Origin of the sequence: Bradyrhizobium elkanii USDA 76 (genome assembly GCF_023278185.1) — a bacterium.
Taxonomy (GTDB): Bacteria; Pseudomonadota; Alphaproteobacteria; order Rhizobiales; family Xanthobacteraceae; genus Bradyrhizobium; species Bradyrhizobium elkanii.
Genome location: NZ_CP066356.1, coordinates 2,154,660 through 2,175,430, shown reverse-complemented (window position 1 = coordinate 2,175,430; position 20,771 = coordinate 2,154,660). Strand labels below are relative to the sequence as shown.

Genomic DNA, 20,771 nt, shown 5'->3' with positions numbered 1-20,771 from the left:
ACGTCCCGACATCGCCGTGCGAATTTTTCTTGCGGCGTCCTGCCGCAGGGTGACATCAGGTCACGATCGGTGTCGGCATGGTCAGGAATGCCCGCGTCACATGCCAGAACAGCTCCCGATTGGTGGCAAGCGCCACCGAATGGGCGGTGCCGGGCAGAATGACGAACTGCCGGTCGCCGTTCGGCAGCTTGTTGAAGAACTCCTCGATATCCGGAACCGCGGCGATGCCGTCATATTCGCCGCGGACCAGCAGCACCGGCGCCAGCACCTTCTCCGGATGCACCACCGGCAAATTGGCGGTCATGTCCAGATAGGTGCCGGTCGGGATCTGGTCGCCGAACTGCATCTCGACATCGGCCAGCACCTCGACCACGGCAGGATCCGACGTGCCGGGCCTGTCGCGGGTTGCGATCGAGCGGATCATGTCGCGGTCGCGCTTGCGCATGTTGTGGCTGCGGTAATAGGCGAGTTGCTCGGCGCGCTTCGCCAGCGTCGGCGAGCCCTCGCCCTTGTAGGTGAAGGCCGCGAACACCAGGCGGTCGATGCGCTCGGGCGCGGCCATTGCGAAAGCGCCGGCCCGCAGGGCGCCCGAAGATTCGCCGACGAAGTGATAGCGCCGCTGCCCGGTCTCATGCGCGATCACCTCGACCGCGGCCTTCAGATCCTCGACGCCGCTCGCAATATCCGCGTTGCCCGACGTGCGGCCGGACTTGCCGTAATTCTCGTGGTCCATGGTCCAGCAATCGAAGCCGTAGCGGGCAAATGTGTTGAGCAGCGAATACTCGCCCTTGCCGGGCACCGTGAGGTCGAACACCCTTGCTGTCACCGACGAGCCGTGGACGAAGAACACCACCGGCCGCGCCGGCTCGCCCGGCTTCGGTGCACCGATCCGCTTGCGGAACATCCACAACGGTATGTCACCCTTCTTCGCCCAGTATTCGTTGCTCCATATTTCCCCTTCGGCAGGAACCGCGGTCGCGGCCTGCGCCGTCGCGGTGCCGAGCACGCCGGCGGCCGTTGCAATGCCGATGCCTTTGATCATGGTGCGCCGCGAATGGTCAGATGACATCATGGGTCCGCTCCCTTCCGGATTTCTTCGTTTGATCCGGTGCGATCGAGCATAGCAGCGCGCATGTTCGGTTGCGCAACGGGCGCATCTCGCGTCCGCCAATCCGATGCACGATTTTGTGAACGCGGTTTCCGGCAAACGGCGCGGACGACAGACGGACTTGGTCCTAGTCTCCGCCGCGATCCGACCGGAAAAATCCGGCGAGAAGCGGGAGCGAAGAATGAGCAGCAATCTCACCGACGAAGAACTTGCCGCCTTGATGCCCTCCGAACTGTGCCGGCACCAGACACCGATCCCGACCCAGATCGTCTCCAGCGACGAATTCTATCCCGACCCGCAGAACGAACGTCAACGCGAGGTCGAGGCGCGGCTGCTCGCGATGGCCGACGATCTCGGCGCCAAGCAGGGCCTCGATCGCCGCAGATTCTTCCAGACCGCGGCCGGCATGGCCGCCTCCTTCGTCGCGATGAACCAGGTTTACGGGGAGCTGTTCGCCGTGACGCCGGCGGAGGCCGCGACACCGGCGATGGCGCAGGAGCGCGCCAACTCCCTGAAAGACCAGTTCATCATGGACATGCACACGCATTTCCTGCGCGACGACACCCGCATCATGGGTTTTGTGGAAATGCGCAGGGCGGTCGGCAAGGCCGGCTGGAACAAGGAGCTCAACGATCACGAGCAGACCATCGAGGATCTGAAGTTCAACAACTACAAGAAAGAGATGTTTCTCGATTCCGACACCAAGATCGCGCTGATCTCCTCGGCGCCGTCGGATATCGAGCAGGACTGGTTCCTGACCAACGCGCAGATGGCCGACGCGCGCAAGAAAATGAACGACGAGGCCGGCTCGCGGCGCGTGTTCTGCCACGCCATCTTCACGCCCGGGCAGCCCGGCTGGCTCGACAAGCTCGACGCCGCATTGGCGCTGAAGCCGGAATCCTGCAAGGGCTACACGATCGGCGACAACACCCACAAGGAGATCAGCCGCTACCCCTGGCGGCTGGACGACGAGAAGGTCGCCTACAAGGGTTATGAGAAGATGGTGAAGGCGGGCATCAGGAATGTCTGCGTGCACAAGGGACTGTTTCCGCCCGGGATCGAGAAGCAGTATCCGAACCTGCGCGGCTTCGCCGACGTTGCCGATGTCGGCCAAGCCGCCAAGGACTGGCCGCAGCTCAACTTCATCATCTACCATTCGGCCTATCGCCATGTCGGCGGCGATCCGAAGGTCGCGCTCGCCGAGTTCGAGCGAACCGGGCGCATCGCCTGGACCTCGGATCTCGCCGACATCCCGGCGCAGTATGGCGTCAACAACGTCTATGGCGACGTCGGGCAATTGTTTGCGACCACACTGGTCGCCGAGCCCAATGTCTGCGCCGCACTGATGGGCACCCTGATCAAGGGCCTCGGCGTCGACCATGTCTGCTGGGGCACCGATGCGCTGTGGACCGGCGCGCCGCAATGGCAGATCGAGGGCCTGCGGCGGCTGGAAATCCCGGAGACGATGCAGAAGAAGTTCGGCTATGCACCGCTCGGCCCCGCCGACGGGCCGGTCAAGACGGCGATCTTCGGCGACAACAACGCCCGGCTCTACAACATCCAGCCGAAGCGCGCGATGCTCGACCTCAAGGGCGATCGCTTTGCGATGATGAAGGCGCAGTATGAGAAGGCCGGCCCCGAACCGTCGAACACGCGTTACGGCTATGTCGTGCCGAACGGTGTAATCGATCACCGGGTGTTTGCCTGAGCCCGTCGTTCCGGGGCGACGCGCGAGCGTCGAACCCGGAACCTCGAGATTCCGGGTTCTCGCTTCGCGAGCCCCGGAATGACTGCGTCACTTCCCCGTAAACCTCGGCTTCCGCTTCTCGCTGAATGCCTTCACGCCCTCCTTGAGATCCTCGCTGTCCTTGACCTCGTCGAGCAACCGCCGCACGTCAGCCACCGTTTCCAGCGGCCCCTTCGGCATAGCTTCACGGGCCAACTTCTTCAGCGCGCGAACCACCAGCGGCGCATTGCCGGCGATCTTCGCGGCCATCTCCTGCGCCAGCGCGAGGTGCTGACCTTTCGGCGCGACCTTGTTGACGAAGCCGATCTGGAAGGCACGCTCCGCCGACATTTCCTCACCGACCAACAGAAACTCCATCGCGATCTTGTGCGGCATCCGCGCCATCACCGACGAGACGCCGCCCGCGGTGGTGCCGATCTTTCCCTCCGGGTAGATGAAACGCGTCGTCTCCGACGCCACGCATAGATCGGCCATCTGGACCAGCACAAAGGCGCCACCCACGACCCAGCCGGACGTCGCCGCGATGACCGGCTTGTCGAGCTCGACGCCGAGGCCGGGCACCGCGTGCCACATATTGACGGGAAGATCGGCTACATCGGCACCGACGGAAAAATACTTCTCCTCCGCGGAGGCCAGCACCGCGACGCGATCCTCGCTGTCGCGGAAGCGCTGCCAGGCATCGCGCAATTCGCTGCACAGCGCGTTGTTGAGCGCGTTGTGCTTCTCGCGACGGTCCATCGTGATGGTCGCAACGTGGTCGGCGCTCTCGTAGCGAACGAGCGTCATGCTGGCCTCCCTGCTTTTGTTATTATGTTTCGTCGCGGCCAGGCCGCGACGTTATTTCTTCTCGTCGGGATGCCGGTGCACCGGGTCGACCCACAGCACGTTCTCCGGCTTCTCGACCGGCTCGATGTCGAGGTTGATCGCCACCGCCTCGCCGTCGGAGCGCACCAGCACGCATTCCAGCACTTCGTCGGGACTGGCGTTGATCTCCTGGTGCGGAACGTAGGGCGGCACGAAGATGAAATCGCCGGGACCGGCTTCGGCGGTGAATTGCAGCTTCTCGCCCCAGCGCATCCGCGCCTTGCCCTTCACGACATAGATGATGCTTTCGAGATGGCCGTGATGATGCGCGCCGGTCTTGGCGTCCGGCTTGATGCTGACGGTGCCTGCCCACAATTTCTGCGCGCCGACCCGGGCAAAATTGATCGCGGCCTTGCGGTCCATGCCGGCGGTCGACGGCACATTCGGATCGAGCTGGTTGCCGGGAATCACGCGGACGCCGTCGTGCTTCCAGCGCTCATCGTCGTGATGGTGATGATCGTGGGAATGGGTGTGATCGTGGGAACCGCTCATCGTTCTTGCTTTCGTTGGTCAGGTTTCGTGCGTGGAACGCTACCGAAAAGCGCTCCCGCAAGCGAGCGCAAAATCGGAACATCGCCAAATCGGAACATCGCCATGTTCCGGCGCGTTGCCTCAGCGTATTCCGAAGGAGTAATTTCATGGGTAGCACGACCGATAGGATCAAGGGCACGGCCAACGAGGCGATCGGCAGGTTCAAGCGGCGTCTTGGCAAGGTCACCGGCTCTCCGGCGATGCAGGGCAGAGGCGCGATCCTGGAAGCCAAGGGCAAGGGACAGAAGGCACTCGGCGGCATCAAGAGGATCGTCGGCAGGGTGACCGCAGCGGCTCACTGGCCTCGCTGAACGGGAGATGACGCGGCCGCCCCATCGAGCCGGCCGTTCGAGCATGAGCGATGCTGGTCAGCCGCGCGGGCGCGCATGCGCCAGCACATCCGGATGTGCCAGCACATCCGGATTGACGACGTTGGTCGGCGTACCGGCCGTGTAAGCCAATATCTGATCGAAGATGTCGGTGAACTGGATCTCGTACTCGTCGCGCGAGACGTAGCCGAGATGCGGCGTGCAGACCACATTGTCCATGTTGAGCAGCGGGTCCGCCGGGTCGCGCAGCGGCTCCTTCTCGTAGACGTCGATCGCGGCCATCCCGGGCCGGCCGGCACGCAGCGCGTTGACCAGCGCGCCGGGCTCGATCAGCGGCGCGCGGCTGGTGTTGACGATCAGCGCGGTCTGTTTCATCCGCGCGAGGTCTTCCGCCTTGACGATGCCGCGCGTCGCGTCCACCAGCCGCATATGCAGCGACAGCACGTCGCAGCGGGCAAAGAAATCCGCCTTGCTGGCTGATGTCTCATAGCCGTCGGCGCGCGCCTTCGCCATCGCCGGCTCGCGCGCCCAGACCAGCACGTTCATGCCGAACGCCTTGCCATAGCCCGCGACCACCGCGCCGATGCGGCCGTAGCCATAGATGCCGAGCGTCTTGCCGCGCAGCGTATGACCGACGCCGATCTGCCACTTGCCCGCCTTCAGCGCCGCCATCTGTTGCGGGATCGCGCGCATCGCGGCGAGGATCATGCCCCAGGTGAACTCGGCAGTGGCGTAGGACGGCGTATCGGCATGCTGGCTCGACGACACGATGATGCCGAGCCGCGTGCAGGTGTCGATGTCGATATGCGGATAGACGCTGCGCTGGCTGATCAGCTTCAGCTTCGGCAGACGTTCGAGCAGCGGCGTGCGGATCTGGGTTCGCTCGCGGATCAGGACCAGCGCGTCGGTATCGCGCAGCCGTTCGGCGAGTGCATCGACGTCCTGGACATGATCGTTCCAGATCTTGACGTCATACCCGTCGAGCTTGCGATAGCAATCGAGGGTGCGCAGCGTGTCGAAATAATCGTCGAGGATCGAAATCTTCATCGCTGCGCCCCTGTTGTTATGGGCCGGTTACCTGACGCCCATCAGCTTATTTGACGCCAAGCAGTTCGACGTCGAACATCAGCGTGGCGTTCGGCGGGATCACGCCGCCGGCGCCGCGCGCGCCGTAGCCGAGGTTCGGCGGGATGATCAGGGTGCGCTTGCCGCCGACCTTCATGCTGGCGACGCCCTCGTCCCAGCCCTTGATCACGTGACCCTGGCCGATCGGAAACTCGAACGGCTCATTGCGATCGACCGAGGAGTCGAATTTCTTGCCCTTCTGGCCGTTCTCGTAGAGCCAGCCGGTATAGTGCATGACGCAGGTCTGGCCGGTCTTCGGCGAGGCGCCGGTGCCGACCTTGCTGTCGATGATCTGGAGGCCTGAAGCTGTGGTCATGGGCTTTCCTGCAGTTTGGGCCGCTGCCGTCCTGCCAGCAACGGATGTGGAGACTGCCGCCGCAAGGCCGGCGAACGCAGTCGTGATGATCGTGCGTCGTGAAGATTGCATTCTGGACGTCCTTCCTTGATTGATCTCGATCCAATCAGTAGCCGAGCGCGCAGCCGTCCTTGCGCGGGTCGGAGCCGCCGGTCAGCGTCCCCTTGTCCCAATCGATCCAGATACCCTGCCCGCCGCCGAGCGGCGCGACCACGCTGGTGGTCTTGTGACCGATCTTCTTCAGGCCTTCGACGATCTCCGCCGGCACGCTGTCCTCGAGCTGGTAGACGCCTTCGTAGTGCAGGCCGCGCGGCATATCGATGGCTTCCTGAATGTCGCAGCCATAGTCGAGCATGTTGGTCAGCACACGGGTCTGGCCGACCGGCTGGTACTGACCGCCCATCACGCCGTACGGCATCACCGCACGGCCGTTCCTGGTGGCCAGCGCCGGGATGATGGTGTGCAGCGGACGCTTGCCCGGTGCGATGCAATTCGGATGTCCGGGCTGGATGCGGAAGCCGCCGGCGCGGTTCTGCAGCAGGACGCCGGTCTTGTTGGAGACGATCGCCGAGCCGAACGAATGCGCGATCGAATTGATGAACGAGCAGACGTTGCGATCCTTGTCGACCACCGTGATGTAGACCGTCGACGGGTTCATCGGCGGCGCAACGTTCGGCAGTTCGAGCAGCCGGTCCATCCGGATATTCTTGATGTGCTCTTCGGCGAATTCCCTGGCGAGGATGCCGACAACGTCGACATGCACGTGCTGGGGATCGCCGATATGCTGCTCGCGCATCATGTAGGCGATGCGTGCCGCCTCGGCCTCGAGGTGGAAGCGCTCGATGCTGAGCGGCTTGAACTTGGTCAGGTCGAAGCGCGACAGGATGTTGAGCATGACCAGCATGGTGATGCCGGGGCCGTTCGGCGGGCACTGCCAGACGTCGTAGCCCTTGTACATCGTGCCGATCGGCGAGGTCGCCTCGGTCGAGTGCGCGGCGAAGTCCTCGAGCGTGTGCAGGCCGCCGATGCCGCGCAGCGTGTCGACCATGTCGGCGGCGATTTCGCCGCTATAGAAGGCGTCGCGGCCCTTTTGCGCGATCGCGCGCAGGGTCTTGCCGAGCTCGGGCTGGCGGATCACGTCGCCGGCAACCGCAGGCTTGCCGTGCGGCAACAGATAGCGCTCGGTGTTGGTGCCGTTCTTTAGCTTCTCGAAGCCGTTCTTCCAGTCGAACGCGATACGCGGCGCGACCACGTAGCCCTCTTCGGCGGCTTTGATCGCGGGCTGCAGCAGCCGGTCGAAGCCGAACTTGCCGTGATCCTTCAGGATCACGTCCCAGGCATCGACCGCGCCGGGAATGCTGACCGCATGTGCCGAGGTCAGCGGCACCGAATGGATCTTGCGCTCGAGATACCAGTCGGCGGTCGCCGCCATCGGCGCCCGGCCGCTGCCGTTATAGGCGGTGATCTTGCCTTCCCCCCTCGGCTGGATCAGCGCGAAGCAGTCGCCGCCGATGCCGGTCGATTGCGGCTCGATGACGCCGAGCAGCGCGCAGGCCGCGACCGCCGCGTCGGCGGCCGTGCCGCCCTCGCGCATCACCTCGATGGCCGCGAGCGCCGCTTCCGGATGCGACGTCGCCACCATCGCGTTCTGGGCGTGGACCGTGGAACGGCCGGCGAAATGGAAATTCCTCATGACGGAGTGCTCGCTTGATCGTGATGGTCTGATGCGGCTGCGGCGGATGATGCCAAGGGAGTACAAAGTACATGGCACACTCATCCCCGGCTGAGCAATGCCTGGCATGCCAGGGGAATTATCCCGACAATGCATGGCTTTGCGGGTTTCGCCGGCCCGGCCGGCCTGATAAACCCCGGCGATGCGCTTCAAGGTTGCCGCCTTCTACCAATTCGCCGCGCTGCCCGACTTCCGCGCGCTGCGCGAGCCGCTGCGCGCGTTCTGCGCCGGGCTCGATCTCAAGGGCAGCGTGCTGCTCGCCCATGAGGGCATCAACGGCACGATTGCCGGCACCGACCAGGGCATCGACGACTTCGTTGCGGAGCTCAGGCGCGGGCCGCTGTTCGGCGGCCGCCTCGACAATCTCGAGCTGAAGTTCTCCGAAGCCGCGCAAATGCCATTCCAGCGGCTCAAGGTGCGGCTGAAGAAGGAGATCGTCACGCTCGGCGACACCACGGTCGATCCGACGCGGCTGGTCGGCACCTATGTCGATGCCGCCGACTGGAACGAGTTGATCGCCGCGCCTGACATCATGGTGCTCGATACCCGCAACGCGTTCGAGGTCGCGATGGGCACGTTCGAAGGCGCGGTGGATCCCGGGATCGCGAGCTTTGGACAATTCAAGGAATTTACGGCGCGAAACCTCGATCCGACGAAGCACCGCAGGATTGCGATGTTCTGCACCGGCGGCATCCGCTGCGAGAAGGCCAGCGCCTATCTGCTCGCGCAGGGTTTTGCCGAGGTCTATCACCTCAAGGGCGGCATCCTGAAATATCTCGAAGAAACGCCGCAGCAGGACAGCCGCTGGCGCGGCGACTGCTTTGTGTTCGACGAGCGTGTCGCGCTCGGTCACGGCCTGCGCGAGCGCGCGGGAGCGCGTTCGAGCGGCGTGGAGCGCGCGGATGCCCCTGCGAGGCTGCCGTCCATGAATGACACGGCCAAGCTGAGCGAGCGGATCGATGCACTGGAGGTCCGCCTGACCTATCAGGACGAAACCATCGAGACGCTGAACCAGACCATCACGGCACAATGGAAGCAGATCGACGCGCTGACGCGCCAGATCGCCGAGTTGCGCGACCGGCTTCAGGAGGCCGAACGCCAGGCGCCCGGCCCCGCCAACGAGCGCCCACCGCACTATTGATCGGCGCCGCCGGACCGCGGCAGCACCGGCTACATGTTGCTCACCTGACGCATCGGCTTCGTGCCGCTGAAGAACAGGCTGGACAACCGCTGCACCATCGCCGTGGCGCGGCTTCCTTCGAGACCAGGGCGAATGCACAGCAGGCGCTTCTGCATCGGAAGCTCCGGAAGATAATAGTCCTTCGCGGAAATCAGCGAGGACGGGATCATCCGCTCGGGGCACGCCGTCAGGCCGTATCCGGCCCGTGCGGCTTCCAGACGCAGCTGATGGTTCGGGCTCCTGAACACGATCTTGTACGTGATGTTGTGCTTGGTGAGCGTCCGGATCATCCAGTCGTCACCCGGCCAGGCCAGGATCGGGATCGGGGCGCCCGGCCGCAGCACAAAATCACGAGATCGCACCCACACCGACCGCTCGGCAGCCTCGGCGGCGATCGTCACCTCGTCTTCGTTCTCCTGCGAAGGGTTGCTGTAGACGAACGCGATGTCGATGTAGCCGTCGATCAATCCCCTGATGACGACCGGTGACATGTCGGCGTGAAGCAAAACGTCGGCGAGTGCATCGGAGGGATGCAGCTTCAGGAATTCCTCGGCGAGCATCGTGCTGATTCCCAGCCGCAACGGCTGGGGTCCTTCATGATTGCCGCCGAGCCGAAGCAGTTGATCGTTGGCTTCGAGGATGCGCCTCGCCTGCTGCACAGCGACCTTGCCGAGCTCTGTGGTCGTGGTGCCGTTTGCGGTTCTGACGAAGAGTGCGCCACCAATCAGGCTTTGCAGGCGCTTGACCTGCGAACTGATCGCCGGCTGGCTGAGGCCGAGACGCTCCCCGGCTTTCGACAGGCTGCCTGTCTCCGCGATCGCAACGACGGTGCGAACGATTTCAGTAGGAATATTCAAATGTTGACGCGGTCTATGCATCGCGAGCACTCCAATCTCAGCACGGGACGCAATTCCAATCTCCACAGTATGTGATCAGGCTATACTAACATTTGGTTGCACTTTCGTTTAGCTACAATTACCGCCAAGGCACTGATATTGCAGGCCATATGTATTGTTACGTGCATTGCTCCGCATATCACGGTATTCAACAACTGCATCTCCACACGCTGCAGCAGCTCAACCGCACCACACCCCGGGTTTTTGCGGATATCGCATCAAATATTCTGATCGCCCCATAACGTTTCACTGACCCGATAAGTCTGAATTGGCGCCGCTGATTCGCGAAAGCGTTTTCATAGTTTTCCTTAATCAAAGCCTCGCAACGTGACGTCGTAGTTGGCGTTTCGAGGTGCGTTGCAATGACCAGTTTTTTTCGCTGCCGAAGCGGTGCGTCTGCCGTCGAATTCGCGCTGATGCTGCCGCTGTTTCTTGCCTTCATTTTCGGCATCATCGTCTTCGGCTCGTATCTCGCCATGGTGCATGGCGTTCAGCAACTCGCCGCCGAAGCGGCGCGGTCATCCATCGCGGGAATGACCGACACCGAACGCAACAGCCTCGCGACGAACTACGTCACCGCCAACGCGTCGACCTATCCGTTGCTCGTTGCCGCCAATCTCACGGTCAATGCCGCGCCGTCTCCATCGAATGCCAACGTCTACGTCGTGACGGTCAACTACAACGCGGCCGGCAACTTCATCTACAAGCTGCCCTTCGTCCCCGCGCCGGCGAGCACCATCGTCCGCTCCGCGGCGATTCAGTACGGGGGATTCTAGGATGAGAGGCGTCCTCACGCTGATGCGGCGCTTTGGCGCCGACGAACGAGGAAACTTCGCGATGATCAGCGCCGGCCTGATGACGCTCCTGATCGGGTGCGCCGGGCTTGCAATCGATCTCGGCACCATCTTCGCCGACCGGCGCAAGACGCAGAGCACCGCCGATCTCGCCGCGATCGTCGCCGCCGCCAACCTGAACAATCCGGTCAACGCCGCCACCGCGACCGTGACGCAGAACAAGTACCCGGCCAGCGCGCTGGTCAAGGTCGAGACAGGAACCTACACCGCAAACAGCGCCATCGCGCCGCAGGCCCGTTTCGTGACCCCGGCGGTTGGCACTCCCAACGCCGCGCGGGTCACGCTGAACACCCAGACCCCGCTCTACTTCGCGCGCTACCTGACCGGCGCGAGCAGCTTCACCATCAAGACGACCGCCACCGCGACATCGACCGAAATGGCTTCGTTCGCGATCGGCTCGAGGCTGCTCTCGGTCAACGGCGGCGCGCTCAATGCGCTGCTCGGCTCGATGCTCGGCACCACGCTGTCGCTCTCGGTGATGGACTACAATGCGCTGATCAGCGCGAAGATCGACGCACTGGACTTCCTGTCGGCACTGGCAACCCGGGTCAACCTGACCGGCGTCACCTATAGCGACCTGCTGAGCAGCAACATCAAAGTCGGCGACATCGTCGCGTCCGCGCTGACCACCCAGCAGATCACCAACGGCGCCAACGCAGCGACGACCGCGCTGTCGACGATCTCCCAGGCCGTCACCGGCTCCACCACCAAGATTTCGCCCGGCACGCTGGTCGACCTCGGTCCCTTTGCCAATCTCACGGTGGGGCAGAAACCCAAGGTCGGCGCCAGTGTGTCGGTGTTCGACCTGATTTCCACGGTGGCGCAGATCGCCAACGGCAACCATCAGATCGCAACCTCGGTCAACCTCGGCCTGCCGGGCATCGCCAACGTCTCCGTGCTCATGACCATCGGTGAACGGCCGGTCGGCTCGAGCTGGATCGCGATCGGCACCCAGGGCGTGAGCGTCCACACCGCTCAGACCAGGATCCTGGCAACCATCAACGTTCTCGGCTCCGGCAGCATCGCGTCGATCAATCTCCCGGTCTATGTCGAGGTCGCCTCGGGGACCGCGACGCTCAACGCGGTATCCTGCGGCCATCCGAACATCAACACCTCGCAGGTGACGGTCGGCGTGACGCCGGGGATCGTGGATGCATGGATCGGCAACGTCACGGTCGCCGACATGACCAACTTCACGACCAAGCCCAATCCGCCGCCGGCGACACTGGTCAACCTCGGTCTCGCCACCGTCACCGGCCTCGCCCATGCCGGCATGGGCAACACCACGCCGACCAATGTCAATTTCAGCTACAGCGATATCCAGGCAGGGACCAAGAAGACTGTGACGACGACCAACTTCCTTTCGTCGCTGACAGGAAGCCTGCTCGGCGACCTCTCGATCAACATCGCCGGCATTCCGCTTCCCGGATTGGGCGCGCTCGTCATGAGCATCCTGAACGGCGTGACGAGTTCAGTCGATCAGGTGCTGGCGTCGCTGCTCGCGACGCTCGGCATCGGGCTCGGCCAGGTCGACGTTTGGGTGCTGGGCATCCGCTGCGACGGCGCCGTGCTGGTGAACTAGAGGACCGGTCGGGAATAGGACACTGCCGTGAGCACAACAATAAGATACAAGACCGACAGCCAACGAACGATCCTGTTGAAGCGCGGGACGATCTTCTTCCGCAACACCAGTGTCGGATGTCTTGTGCTCAACATCTCGACCGGCGGCGCGGGGCTCGCCGTGGAAAGCGACGTCACAATCCCGTTCGCATTCGACCTCGAGATCGAGAGCGAACCGATCCGGCGGCACTGCATCGTGGCCTGGCGCCTGGAGCGGCGGCTCGGCGTGACCTTCGACTCTGACCGGATGCAGCGCCCCGCAAGCGGCCCCGTCTAGTTATCCCGGCAATCAGGCTACGCGGACGGGCTCGGTCGCTCCGAGCCACCGCTCCGCGGCGAATAGGTCGCCGCATGTTGAACTCAGTTGGCATTGTGGTTAGCAGCCGCTGGGATATACCGGCTAATTGTCCCGATTGCCGTCGTGCTTCGACGGCGCGGGCTGCGTGGCGCTGACCGGATCGGAGGCCGGGAAGGTATCCTCGAGCCCCTCCTTCAGCCGGGAGCGAGCCTTGCGGTCGGCGGCCTGCGCCTCATGCGGCTTCTCGGCATGCTTGTCGTGCGGGGCAGGATCGAATTTGTCGGCCATGTCGTCCCTCCATTCCGGGGACAACGCGGCCACGCAAAGAGGGGTTCCAGAACCGCCTTGGCCCATTGCGCTGCAGCGTGTATCAGGGGCGCAAATTTTGATCGTGATCAGGAACCATCCGCGTGCCCCAGGATCCCACCAAGAAGCCGCTCATCGACGTGCTGTCGGGCCACCGGCAGGCCGTGCCGCCGCTCTGGATGATGCGCCAGGCCGGCCGCTATCTGCCGGAATATCGCGAGCTGCGCGCCAAGGCCGGCGGCTTCCTCGATCTCTGCTTCACGCCCGAATTCGCCGCCGAGATCACGCTGCAGCCGATCCGCCGGTTCAACTTCGACGCCGCGATCATCTTCTCCGACATCCTGGTGATCCCCTACGCGCTCGGCCGCTCGGTGCGCTTCGAGGCCGGCGAAGGGCCGCGGCTCGATCCGCTGGCAACGCCCGGCGAGATCGCGACGCTCTCGACCCACGCCAATTTCGACCAGCTCGAGCCGGTTTTTGAAGCATTGCGCCGCGTCCGTCGCGAACTCGCCCCCGAGATCGCGCTGATCGGCTTCTGCGGCGCGCCGTGGACGGTCGCGACCTACATGGTGGCCGGACAGGGCACGCCGGACCAGGCACCGGCGCGGATGCTCGCCTACCGCCATCCGGACGCCTTCGCCAAGATCATCGACGTGCTGGTCGAGAACTCGATCCATTATCTGGTCGGCCAGTTGAAGGCCGGCGCCGACTGCCTGCAGATCTTCGACACCTGGGCCGGCGTGCTGCCGCCGCGCGAGTTCGCCCGCTGGGCGATCGAGCCGACCCGGCGCATCGTGGCCGGGGTGCGCAAGCAGGTCCCCGAGGCCAGGATCATCGGCTTCCCGCGTGGCGCGGGAGGCATGCTGCCGGCCTATGTCGAGCAAACCGGCGTCGATGCGGTCTCGATCGATTGGGCCACCGAGCCGTCGATGATCCGCGAGCGCGTGCAGAACCGGGTCGCGGTGCAGGGCAATCTCGATCCGCTGGCCCTGATTGCCGGCGGCGCCGCGCTCGACCGCGCGGTGGACGATGTACTGGAGAACTTCGGCAAGGGGCGGATGATCTTCAATCTCGGCCACGGCATCCTCCCGGAAACGCCGATCGCCCATGTCGAGCAGATGGTCGCGCGGGTGCGCGCGTATAAGGGCTGAGGCCGTAGCCCGAGTTACGGACCTGTCACCGTCACCCTGAGGAGACCGCGCAGCGGTCGTCTCGAAGGGTCGACGGCCCGGGTCTGGCCGCGCGCCGACAGAGCGGGGCCATCGACCCTTCGAGATGCGCTACGCGCTCCTCAGGGTGACGGACTCAACAGCGGCGGCTACCGCGCATCCTCCAAAATCATGTCCGACGCCTTCTCCGCGATCATGATCGTCGGCGCATTGGTATTGCCCGACATCAGGTCCGGCATGACGGACGCATCGACCACGCGCAGACCTTCGATGCCGCGCACCTTGAGCCGCTGGTCGACCACTGCGAGCGGATCGTTGCCCATCCGGCAGGTCGAGGTCGGATGATAGACCGTGCTGCCGGTGCGCCGGCAGAAATCGAGCAGGTCGTCGTCGCTGACCACCTTGGCGCCGGGATCGACCTCGCCCACTGAATAGGATTTCAGCGCCGGCGCGGCCAGGATCTTGCGCAGGATGCGGATGCCGTCGATGAAGGCGCGGCGATCGGTCTCGGTCGCCAGATAGTTGATGCGGATTTCCGGCGGCACGCCCGGATCGGCGCTCCTGATCTTCAGCGAGCCGCGGCTCTCCGGACGCAGCTGGCAGACCGAGGCCGTGAAGCCCGAGAACGGATGCAGCTTCTCGCCCATCTTGTCGGTCGAGAACGGCAGGAAGTGGATCTGGATGTCGGGCGACGCCAGCCGCGGGCTGGTCTTGAAGAACGCGCCGGAGGTGCCGGCGGCGATCGTCAGCGGCCCCTTGCGCAGCGCCGCATAGCGCAGGCCCGCCATGACGCGGCGTACGGGATGATTGATGACGTCGTTCAGCGTGACGGTCTGCGCGCAGCGCGTGACGATGCGGACCTGCATGTGATCCTGCAGATCGTTGCCGACGCCGGGCGCATCGAGCACCATGTCGATGCCGTGCTGCTTCAACAGATCGGCGGGGCCGACGCCGGAGAGCTGCAACAATTGCGGCGAGTTGTACGCACCGCTCGATACCAGCACCTCCTTGCGCGCCTTGGCCTTGCGCAATTGCCCGTCCTGCTTGTAGGCGACGCCGCTCGCGCGCTTGCCGTCGAACAGGATGCGCTGCGCCAGCGCCGAGGTCTCGACATGAAGATTGCCGCGCGTCAGTGCCGGCCGCAGATAGGACCGCGCCGTCGACGCGCGCCGGCCGCGCCGCGTCGTGGTCTGGAAGAAGCCCGCGCCCTCCTGGGTCGCGCCGTTGAAATCCGGATTGGTGGGAATGCCGACTTCGGCTGCGGCATGCACGAAGGCCTCCGACAGCGGATCGTGATGCCGCCAATCCGACACCGGCAGCGGGCCACCGGCGCCGTGATAGGTGTTGGAGCCGCGCTGCTGATCCTCCGCCTTCCTGAAATAGGGCAGGACGTCGTCATAGCCCCAGCCGGCATTGCCGCGCTGTCGCCAGCGGTCGTAGTCCTCGTGCTGGCCGCGCACATAGAGCAGGCCGTTGATCGAACTGGAGCCGCCGAGCACCTTGCCGCGCGGCTGGAACACCTGCCGGCCGTTGAGGCCGGGCTCCGGCTCGGTCTGATACATCCAGTTGACGGATTTTTCCTTGAACAGCTTGCCGTAGCCGAGCGGGACATGGATCCAGATGTTGCTGTCCTTCGGTCCGGCCTCGAGCAGCAGCACCGAGTGCTTGCCGTCAGCGCTCAGGCGGTTGGCGAGCACGCAGCCGGCCGAGCCGGCGCCGACGATGATGTAATCATACTCCGCCGCATCATTGCTGTTGTTCACTGGTTTCCCCCGGAATTTCTTTCTTCCGGTGGTACAGACAAAGCGGCGCCTTGAAAAGGCTAGCGCCCTGCGCTGAGGTTCTGGAGCAGTTGCCCAACAAGCATATTGAGCTCATCGGCGTTCCCTGCGGCGCCGAACACGTAGCGGTCGGGCCGCACGATCACCGCCGCGGCGCCATGTTGCCGCATCCATTCGGCGAACAGCCCGTCGCGCTCCACCACGCTCAGGATACCGCCTCGATCGGCACTTTCGCCCGATGTGGCGATGACGACGCGCTCGCCTGACAGACGCTGCCAGGCGCTCGAGGACGCCTCCGACAGCCACGCCATCGGGTCCGCCGCCGTCGTCACGATCGCGAATTCCAACTTCAGCAGATCGTCGAGCCGGCACGTCCGCCCATCCGGCGCGCGCACATGCGGCTGCACGAACAGCCGCCCGGCAAGCGCAGCATCGCGCGCGATCAGGCCGGAGACGAGATCGGGGATGAATTTCTGCCTGATGGTTTCGGCCTTGCCGGCCTTCAGGTCGGCGCGCAGCCGCACGTCGCGTTCGACGGCGGCCACCGGATCGAGCTCGCCGATGATCTTGCCGAACTCCTTGGCGCTGGCGACGACGGCGCGGACATGCGGCTTGCGCTCGATCTCGTAACTGTCGAGCAGCGCATCGCCCGCATCGCCGCGCAGCACAAGGCGGAGCTTCCAGGCCAGGTTCACCGCATCGCGGATACCCGCGCACAGCCCTTGCCCGAGGAACGGCGGCGTCTGGTGCACGGCATCGCCCATCAGCAGCACGCGGCGGTCGCGCCAGCGCTGGCCGAGCAGCGCATGAAAGCGATAGACCGCCGAGCGCCAGATCGTGAGGTCGGAGATATCGGTGAAACCCTTGAGCAGATTCACGACGTTGTCAGGCGCGCCGGCCGCCTCGGGATCCTCGCCGGGCAGCAACTTGATCTCCCAACGCCGCAAATTGCGCGGACCCGGCACGAAGGTGCCGGGTCGCGACGGCCAACAATACTGAAAGCTCTTGGCCGGCCGCCTGGCGGGCTCGCTGGTCAGCGTGTCGATCACCATCCACCATTCATCGAAGGCGAGGTCGTCGAGGCCGATGCCGAGCTGCTTGCGGACGAAGCTGTTGGCGCCGTCGCAGCCGACCAGATAACGCGCGCGGATCAGGAGCTCCTCGCCGGACTCGCGGCGCGCGGTCAGCATCACCGCGCCGTCGTCCTGCTGCAGCGCCACGCCCGTGGCCGCAAGGAAAATATCGGCATGCGGATAGCCTGCGAGCTTGTCGCGCAGCGCCTGCTCGACGTCCGGCTGCACGAAGGTCACGTTCGGAATCCAGCCGAGCGGAAACGGCGGCGGCATCGGGTCGAAGATCTTGATGATCTCGCCGTCGACGCCGAGATAGTGCGAGCCGTTATGCGGGGCGATCGCCTGCTCCATGAAATCGCCGAGCCCGACCGCCTGCAGCACGCGCAGCGCTTCATGATCGAGCGTGATTGCGCGCGGCTTGTCGTAGATGTCGGCAACGCGTTCGACGACTGCGACCCTCAAGCCGGATTTCGCGAGCAGATTGGCGAAGATGGCACCGACCGGCCCGAGGCCGACGATGGCCACGTCATGGATGGGATTGTCGGCTGACAATGACATGCTACTTCGCGAGGTAGCTCTCGAGCGTCAGCGGCTTCGGCTTCATTTGCGGCTCGCGGATCGCGACACCTTCGAACGGCGTCGCCTCATCGAACCAGGCCTGCCGCGCCGGCAGTCCCCATGGAAACGAGATCTTGTGGTCGGACGGATCCCAGGCGACCGGCTCGTTCTCGATGTCCATGATCTGGTAGTGCGTGTTGAACAGCTCGACGCGATGCCCGTCGGGATCGCGCATGTAGACATACATCGCGTGTCCCGGCCCATGGCGCCCGGGGCCGCGTTCGACGGACGCGCCATAACCGAGCTCGCCGGCGATATCGCAGGCGTTGAGTAGATGATGGACCTCGGGCGCGAGAAACGCGAAATGATGCAGCCGCGGTCCGGCGCCGTTGAAGAACACGATGTCGTGCGGATTGCCCTTGCGCTGCAGGAAGGCGCCGCGCAGATCGAAGGTATCAGCCGGCGCGATATACTCGCTGAGCCGAAAGCCTGCCGCGGTGTAGAACTCGCACGCCTTGCGCACTTCGGGCGTCAGGACCTGGTAGTGATCGAGCCGCAACGCCGAGCCGCCGGCATGGCGGGTGAACTTGGTGATCATGCGCGGCTCGACCGGCATGGTCGCGCAGAACTCCAGCGGCGTGCCGGCCGGATCGGTCGCATGCAGGGTGCGGCCCTGATGCGGCACCTCGGCCCAGGCGGCCCGGCAGCCATGGGCTTCGAAAAAGGCCTTGAGCCGGTCGAGGTCCTCGTCCTGGAAGACCCGCAGGCCGAGCCGCGCACAGGCGGCGCCCTCCCCTTTGCGCAACACAAGGCTGTGATGACAGGCCTCCTCGACGCCGCGGAAATAGAGCGCGCCACCCTCCTCCGCGGTCAGGATCAGCCCGATCACCTTTTCGTAGAACTGCCGGCTCGCCGCGAGATCACGAACGGTCAGGACGACGTGGCTGGCCCGCGTAATCCGGAACCCGGGATCGTGGTTCGTGATCCGGAGGCTCATGCGCACCTTCTGGTTTTTGCCGTTCGCGGGAACCCAACTCATTGCGAAAAACCCGCGGGGGATCAAGCAGCGCAGCGTCGGGCAAGCTTTGCCGCTCCGTGACCTCGCATCACGTATTTGTATCGATTTGTTAGCAATGCCCGCCGGTGGAACCGAAGGAGGGGCCCGCCGCGGCACGGGCCGTTCCAATAGTTCATAGTTTGTCAAAGGTTTGCAGAGAATTCTTCGCCACTGCGCCATGGCCAATCCGGGCAGGCAACGTAGTGATGCGTACCCATCTGAGATCATATTTCGCGACCCTGTTCGCGGGCGACCTCGCGGCCTTCGGTGCACCGCCGGCGGATGAAGCGCTTGCCGGCCACATCCGCGCCGAACAGGTCTCGCTCGTGCTCGGCTACTCCTTCGGCATCATGCTGGCCAACGCCTGCAACGCGCTGGTGCTCGCGATTGCGCTGTGGCAATCGCCGGACTGGGCCTTTGCGCTGGTGTGGGCGGCCGCGGTCGGCAGCGCGGCGCTGTTCTTCGGCTTGCAGGCGCGGGCAGCGCGCCGCATCGCCAAGCCGCAATTCGTGTCGCGCCGAACCATGTACCGGCTGGTGCGCAATGCGCTGGCGCTCGGGACGGCCTGGGGCGTCGTCCCGGTCGCCTTCTTCGCCAACGCATCGAGCGGCGCCCAGCTCGTCATCACCTGCCTGTGCGCGGGAATGCTGGCCGGCGGCGCCTTCGCGTTCTCCACCATCCCGATCGCCGCGATTGCTTTCACCGCGCCGATCTTCGTCGGCACCGCGATCTGTCTCGGCCGGGACGGCGATTTCGTCTACCTCCTGATGGCGGTGCTGGTCCTGGTCTACGGTTCGGTGCTGCTGCGCGGCGTCTTCGTCAACGCGTTCGAGTTCAGGCGGCGGATCATCGCCCAGCACGAGGCCGAACGGACGGTGCGGCAGGATCCGCTGACGCATCTGCCGAACCGCGTCGCCTTCAATGAGGCGCTCAACGGCGCACTGAACCGACTGGCGCGGTCGGGTGAGGAATTCGCGGTGCTGCTGCTCGATCTCGACCGCTTCAAGGAGGTCAACGACAGGTTCGGCCATCCGGCAGGCGACGAGTTCCTGGTGCAGGTGGCGGCCCGGTTGCAGCGCTGCACCCGCGCGGCCGAACATGTCGCACGGATCGGCGGCGACGAGTTCGCCCTGATCATGTCGAATCTGACGCGGCCCGAGGATGCACTGGCGATCGCCGAACGGTTCGTCGCGGCCTTTGCCGAGCCGTTCCCGATCGACGGGCTGGAGGTCAACCGCACGATCAGCATCGGCATCGTGCTGGCGCCGCGGGACGGCAGCACGTCCCACGACCTGCTCAAGCATGTCGACATCGCGCTTTACCGGGCGAAGAAATCCGCTCCCGGCACCATCTGCTTCTTCGAGGCCAGCGACGACCGGTCGGCGCGCGACCGCCGCGCGCTGCAGCGGGATCTCGAGCATGCCATCGAGGCGGACGAGCTGTTTCTCGTCTACCAGCCGTTCCTGGACATCCGCAAAGGCCGCGTCACCGGCTTCGAGGCACTGCTGCGCTGGCAGCATCCGACGCGCGGCCTGATCCCGCCGACCGTCTTCATCCCGATCGCCGAGGAAAGCGGACTGATCCACCAACTTGGCGAGTGGGTGATCCGCCGCGCCTGCACGATGCTGTCGCGCTGGCCGGACGACATCCGGATCGCGGTCAATTTCTCCGCGGTCCAGTTCCAGAACGTCGGCATCCTGCAGACGATCGTCGACGCGCTGGCCGAGGCGAATGTCGCGCCGAACCGTCTCGAGATCGAGATCACCGAGTCGATGCTGATCTCGAAATATGGATCGGCACCCGCGATCCTGCACGCGCTGCTCGAGCTCGGCCTGACGGTGGCGCTCGACGATTTCGGCACCGGCTTCTCGTCGCTGACCTATCTGCGCAAGCTGCCGTTCAGCCGCATCAAGATCGATCAATCCTTCATCCGGGACATGCTGACCCAGCCGGATTGCGCCGCGATCGTCAAATCGGTGATCGGCCTCGCGCAGGAGCTGCGGATCGGCGTGGTGGCCGAAGGCGTCGAGACCGCGGATCAGCTCGAATATCTGCGCCAGACCAGCTGCGACGAGGTCCAGGGCTATCTGATCGGGCGGCCGATGTCAGGCAGCGAGATTTCCGCACTGCTCGATCACAATCCGCAGCACTCGGTGCACGCGGCGTAGCCCTGATCGAACGCCGCCCG

Annotated in this window: 19 protein-coding genes and 1 pseudogene; 9 read left to right on the top strand and 11 right to left on the bottom strand. The window is 64.6% G+C overall.

Features of this window, described 5'->3' with window-relative positions; translation table 11 throughout:
• Positions 1–55: 55 nt before the first annotated feature.
• Positions 56–1,072, bottom strand: coding sequence for an alpha/beta hydrolase (locus tag JEY66_RS10495; protein ID WP_016846214.1), 1,017 nt, complete (start codon positions 1,070–1,072; stop codon positions 56–58).
• Positions 1,073–1,289: 217 nt separating this feature from the next.
• On the opposite strand from JEY66_RS10495, the gene JEY66_RS10490 reads away from it, so the two are divergent.
• On the top strand, positions 1,290–2,816 hold the full coding sequence (locus JEY66_RS10490; RefSeq protein WP_016846213.1) for an amidohydrolase family protein: 1,527 nt from the start codon (positions 1,290–1,292) through the stop codon (positions 2,814–2,816).
• 87 nt (positions 2,817–2,903) lie between these two features.
• Here JEY66_RS10490 and JEY66_RS10485 read toward each other — a convergent pair whose 3' ends face one another.
• Both JEY66_RS10485 and JEY66_RS10480 read right to left on the bottom strand, forming a co-directional pair.
• A complete protein-coding gene (locus tag JEY66_RS10485) occupies positions 2,904–3,641 on the bottom strand; it encodes an enoyl-CoA hydratase/isomerase family protein (protein ID WP_016846212.1) in 738 nt (245 codons plus the stop codon).
• Between the two features lie 51 nt (positions 3,642–3,692).
• Positions 3,693–4,211, bottom strand: coding sequence for a cupin domain-containing protein (locus JEY66_RS10480; RefSeq protein WP_016846211.1), 519 nt, complete (start codon positions 4,209–4,211; stop codon positions 3,693–3,695).
• A 146-nt stretch (positions 4,212–4,357) separates the two neighbouring features.
• On the opposite strand from JEY66_RS10480, the gene JEY66_RS10475 reads away from it, so the two are divergent.
• Positions 4,358–4,561, top strand: a complete 204-nt coding sequence (locus tag JEY66_RS10475; protein ID WP_016846210.1) for a CsbD family protein — start codon at positions 4,358–4,360, stop codon at positions 4,559–4,561.
• A gap of 57 nt (positions 4,562–4,618) precedes the next feature.
• Here the strand turns inward: JEY66_RS10475 and JEY66_RS10470 are convergent, their stop codons facing one another.
• Genes JEY66_RS10470 through ggt form a run of 3 tightly spaced genes read right to left on the bottom strand, consistent with a single transcriptional unit; the run spans position 4,619 to position 7,752 of the window.
• The gene (locus JEY66_RS10470; RefSeq protein ID WP_016846209.1) at positions 4,619–5,626 is read right to left on the bottom strand and encodes a D-2-hydroxyacid dehydrogenase family protein; all 1,008 of its coding nucleotides are present in this window, start codon (positions 5,624–5,626) and stop codon (positions 4,619–4,621) included.
• Positions 5,627–5,672: 46 nt separating this feature from the next.
• Positions 5,673–6,131: an FKBP-type peptidyl-prolyl cis-trans isomerase gene (locus JEY66_RS10465; RefSeq protein WP_026193270.1), complete on the bottom strand. Its 459-nt coding sequence runs from the start codon at positions 6,129–6,131 to the stop codon at positions 5,673–5,675.
• Positions 6,132–6,165: 34 nt separating this feature from the next.
• A complete protein-coding gene (ggt, locus tag JEY66_RS10460; protein ID WP_018273408.1) occupies positions 6,166–7,752 on the bottom strand; it encodes a gamma-glutamyltransferase in 1,587 nt (528 codons plus the stop codon).
• A 181-nt stretch (positions 7,753–7,933) separates the two neighbouring features.
• On the opposite strand from ggt, the pseudogene trhO reads away from it, so the two are divergent.
• Positions 7,934–8,659, top strand: a pseudogene (gene trhO, locus JEY66_RS10455) (oxygen-dependent tRNA uridine(34) hydroxylase TrhO); the annotation flags it as partial.
• Positions 8,660–8,716: 57 nt separating this feature from the next.
• Positions 8,717–8,932, top strand: coding sequence for a SlyX family protein (locus JEY66_RS10450; protein WP_057016935.1), 216 nt, complete (start codon positions 8,717–8,719; stop codon positions 8,930–8,932).
• Positions 8,933–8,961: 29 nt separating this feature from the next.
• On the opposite strand, the gene JEY66_RS10445 is transcribed toward JEY66_RS10450, so the two are convergent.
• A complete protein-coding gene (locus JEY66_RS10445) occupies positions 8,962–9,849 on the bottom strand; it encodes a LysR family transcriptional regulator (protein ID WP_240536876.1) in 888 nt (295 codons plus the stop codon).
• Positions 9,850–10,229: 380 nt separating this feature from the next.
• On the opposite strand from JEY66_RS10445, the gene JEY66_RS10440 reads away from it, so the two are divergent.
• Genes JEY66_RS10440 through JEY66_RS10430 form a run of 3 tightly spaced genes read left to right on the top strand, consistent with a single transcriptional unit; the run spans position 10,230 to position 12,618 of the window.
• Positions 10,230–10,643 carry a TadE/TadG family type IV pilus assembly protein gene (locus JEY66_RS10440; protein ID WP_016846204.1) on the top strand — a complete coding sequence of 138 codons (414 nt, stop codon included), beginning with the start codon at positions 10,230–10,232 and terminating at the stop codon, positions 10,641–10,643.
• A gap of 1 nt (position 10,644) precedes the next feature.
• Positions 10,645–12,303, top strand: a complete 1,659-nt coding sequence (locus JEY66_RS10435) for a pilus assembly protein TadG-related protein (protein ID WP_016846203.1) — start codon at positions 10,645–10,647, stop codon at positions 12,301–12,303.
• A 27-nt stretch (positions 12,304–12,330) separates the two neighbouring features.
• Positions 12,331–12,618: a PilZ domain-containing protein gene (locus tag JEY66_RS10430; RefSeq protein ID WP_240536875.1), complete on the top strand. Its 288-nt coding sequence runs from the start codon at positions 12,331–12,333 to the stop codon at positions 12,616–12,618.
• A gap of 123 nt (positions 12,619–12,741) precedes the next feature.
• On the opposite strand, the gene JEY66_RS10425 is transcribed toward JEY66_RS10430, so the two are convergent.
• Positions 12,742–12,927 (bottom strand): hypothetical protein, encoded by a 186-nt coding sequence (locus JEY66_RS10425; RefSeq protein ID WP_016846201.1) that lies wholly within the window; start codon positions 12,925–12,927, stop codon positions 12,742–12,744.
• Between the two features lie 122 nt (positions 12,928–13,049).
• Here JEY66_RS10425 and hemE point away from each other — a divergent pair, with 122 nt between their 5' ends.
• Positions 13,050–14,096 (top strand): uroporphyrinogen decarboxylase, encoded by a 1,047-nt coding sequence (hemE, locus tag JEY66_RS10420; protein ID WP_016846200.1) that lies wholly within the window; start codon positions 13,050–13,052, stop codon positions 14,094–14,096.
• A 167-nt stretch (positions 14,097–14,263) separates the two neighbouring features.
• On the opposite strand, the gene JEY66_RS10415 is transcribed toward hemE, so the two are convergent.
• From JEY66_RS10415 to JEY66_RS10405, 3 genes are read right to left on the bottom strand one after another with little or no spacing between them, the layout of a single operon-like run.
• Positions 14,264–15,877 carry a GMC family oxidoreductase gene (locus tag JEY66_RS10415; RefSeq protein ID WP_016846199.1) on the bottom strand — a complete coding sequence of 538 codons (1,614 nt, stop codon included), beginning with the start codon at positions 15,875–15,877 and terminating at the stop codon, positions 14,264–14,266.
• 59 nt (positions 15,878–15,936) lie between these two features.
• Positions 15,937–17,526: a bifunctional 3-(3-hydroxy-phenyl)propionate/3-hydroxycinnamic acid hydroxylase MhpA gene (gene mhpA / locus JEY66_RS10410; protein ID WP_026193272.1), complete on the bottom strand. Its 1,590-nt coding sequence runs from the start codon at positions 17,524–17,526 to the stop codon at positions 15,937–15,939.
• Position 17,527: 1 nt separating this feature from the next.
• Entirely contained in the window at positions 17,528–18,523 is a 996-nt protein-coding gene (locus JEY66_RS10405) for a VOC family protein (RefSeq protein ID WP_026193273.1), read from the bottom strand.
• Positions 18,524–18,789: 266 nt separating this feature from the next.
• Here JEY66_RS10405 and JEY66_RS10400 point away from each other — a divergent pair, with 266 nt between their 5' ends.
• Entirely contained in the window at positions 18,790–20,751 is a 1,962-nt protein-coding gene (locus JEY66_RS10400; protein ID WP_016846196.1) for a putative bifunctional diguanylate cyclase/phosphodiesterase, read from the top strand.
• Positions 20,752–20,771: the final 20 nt, after the last annotated feature.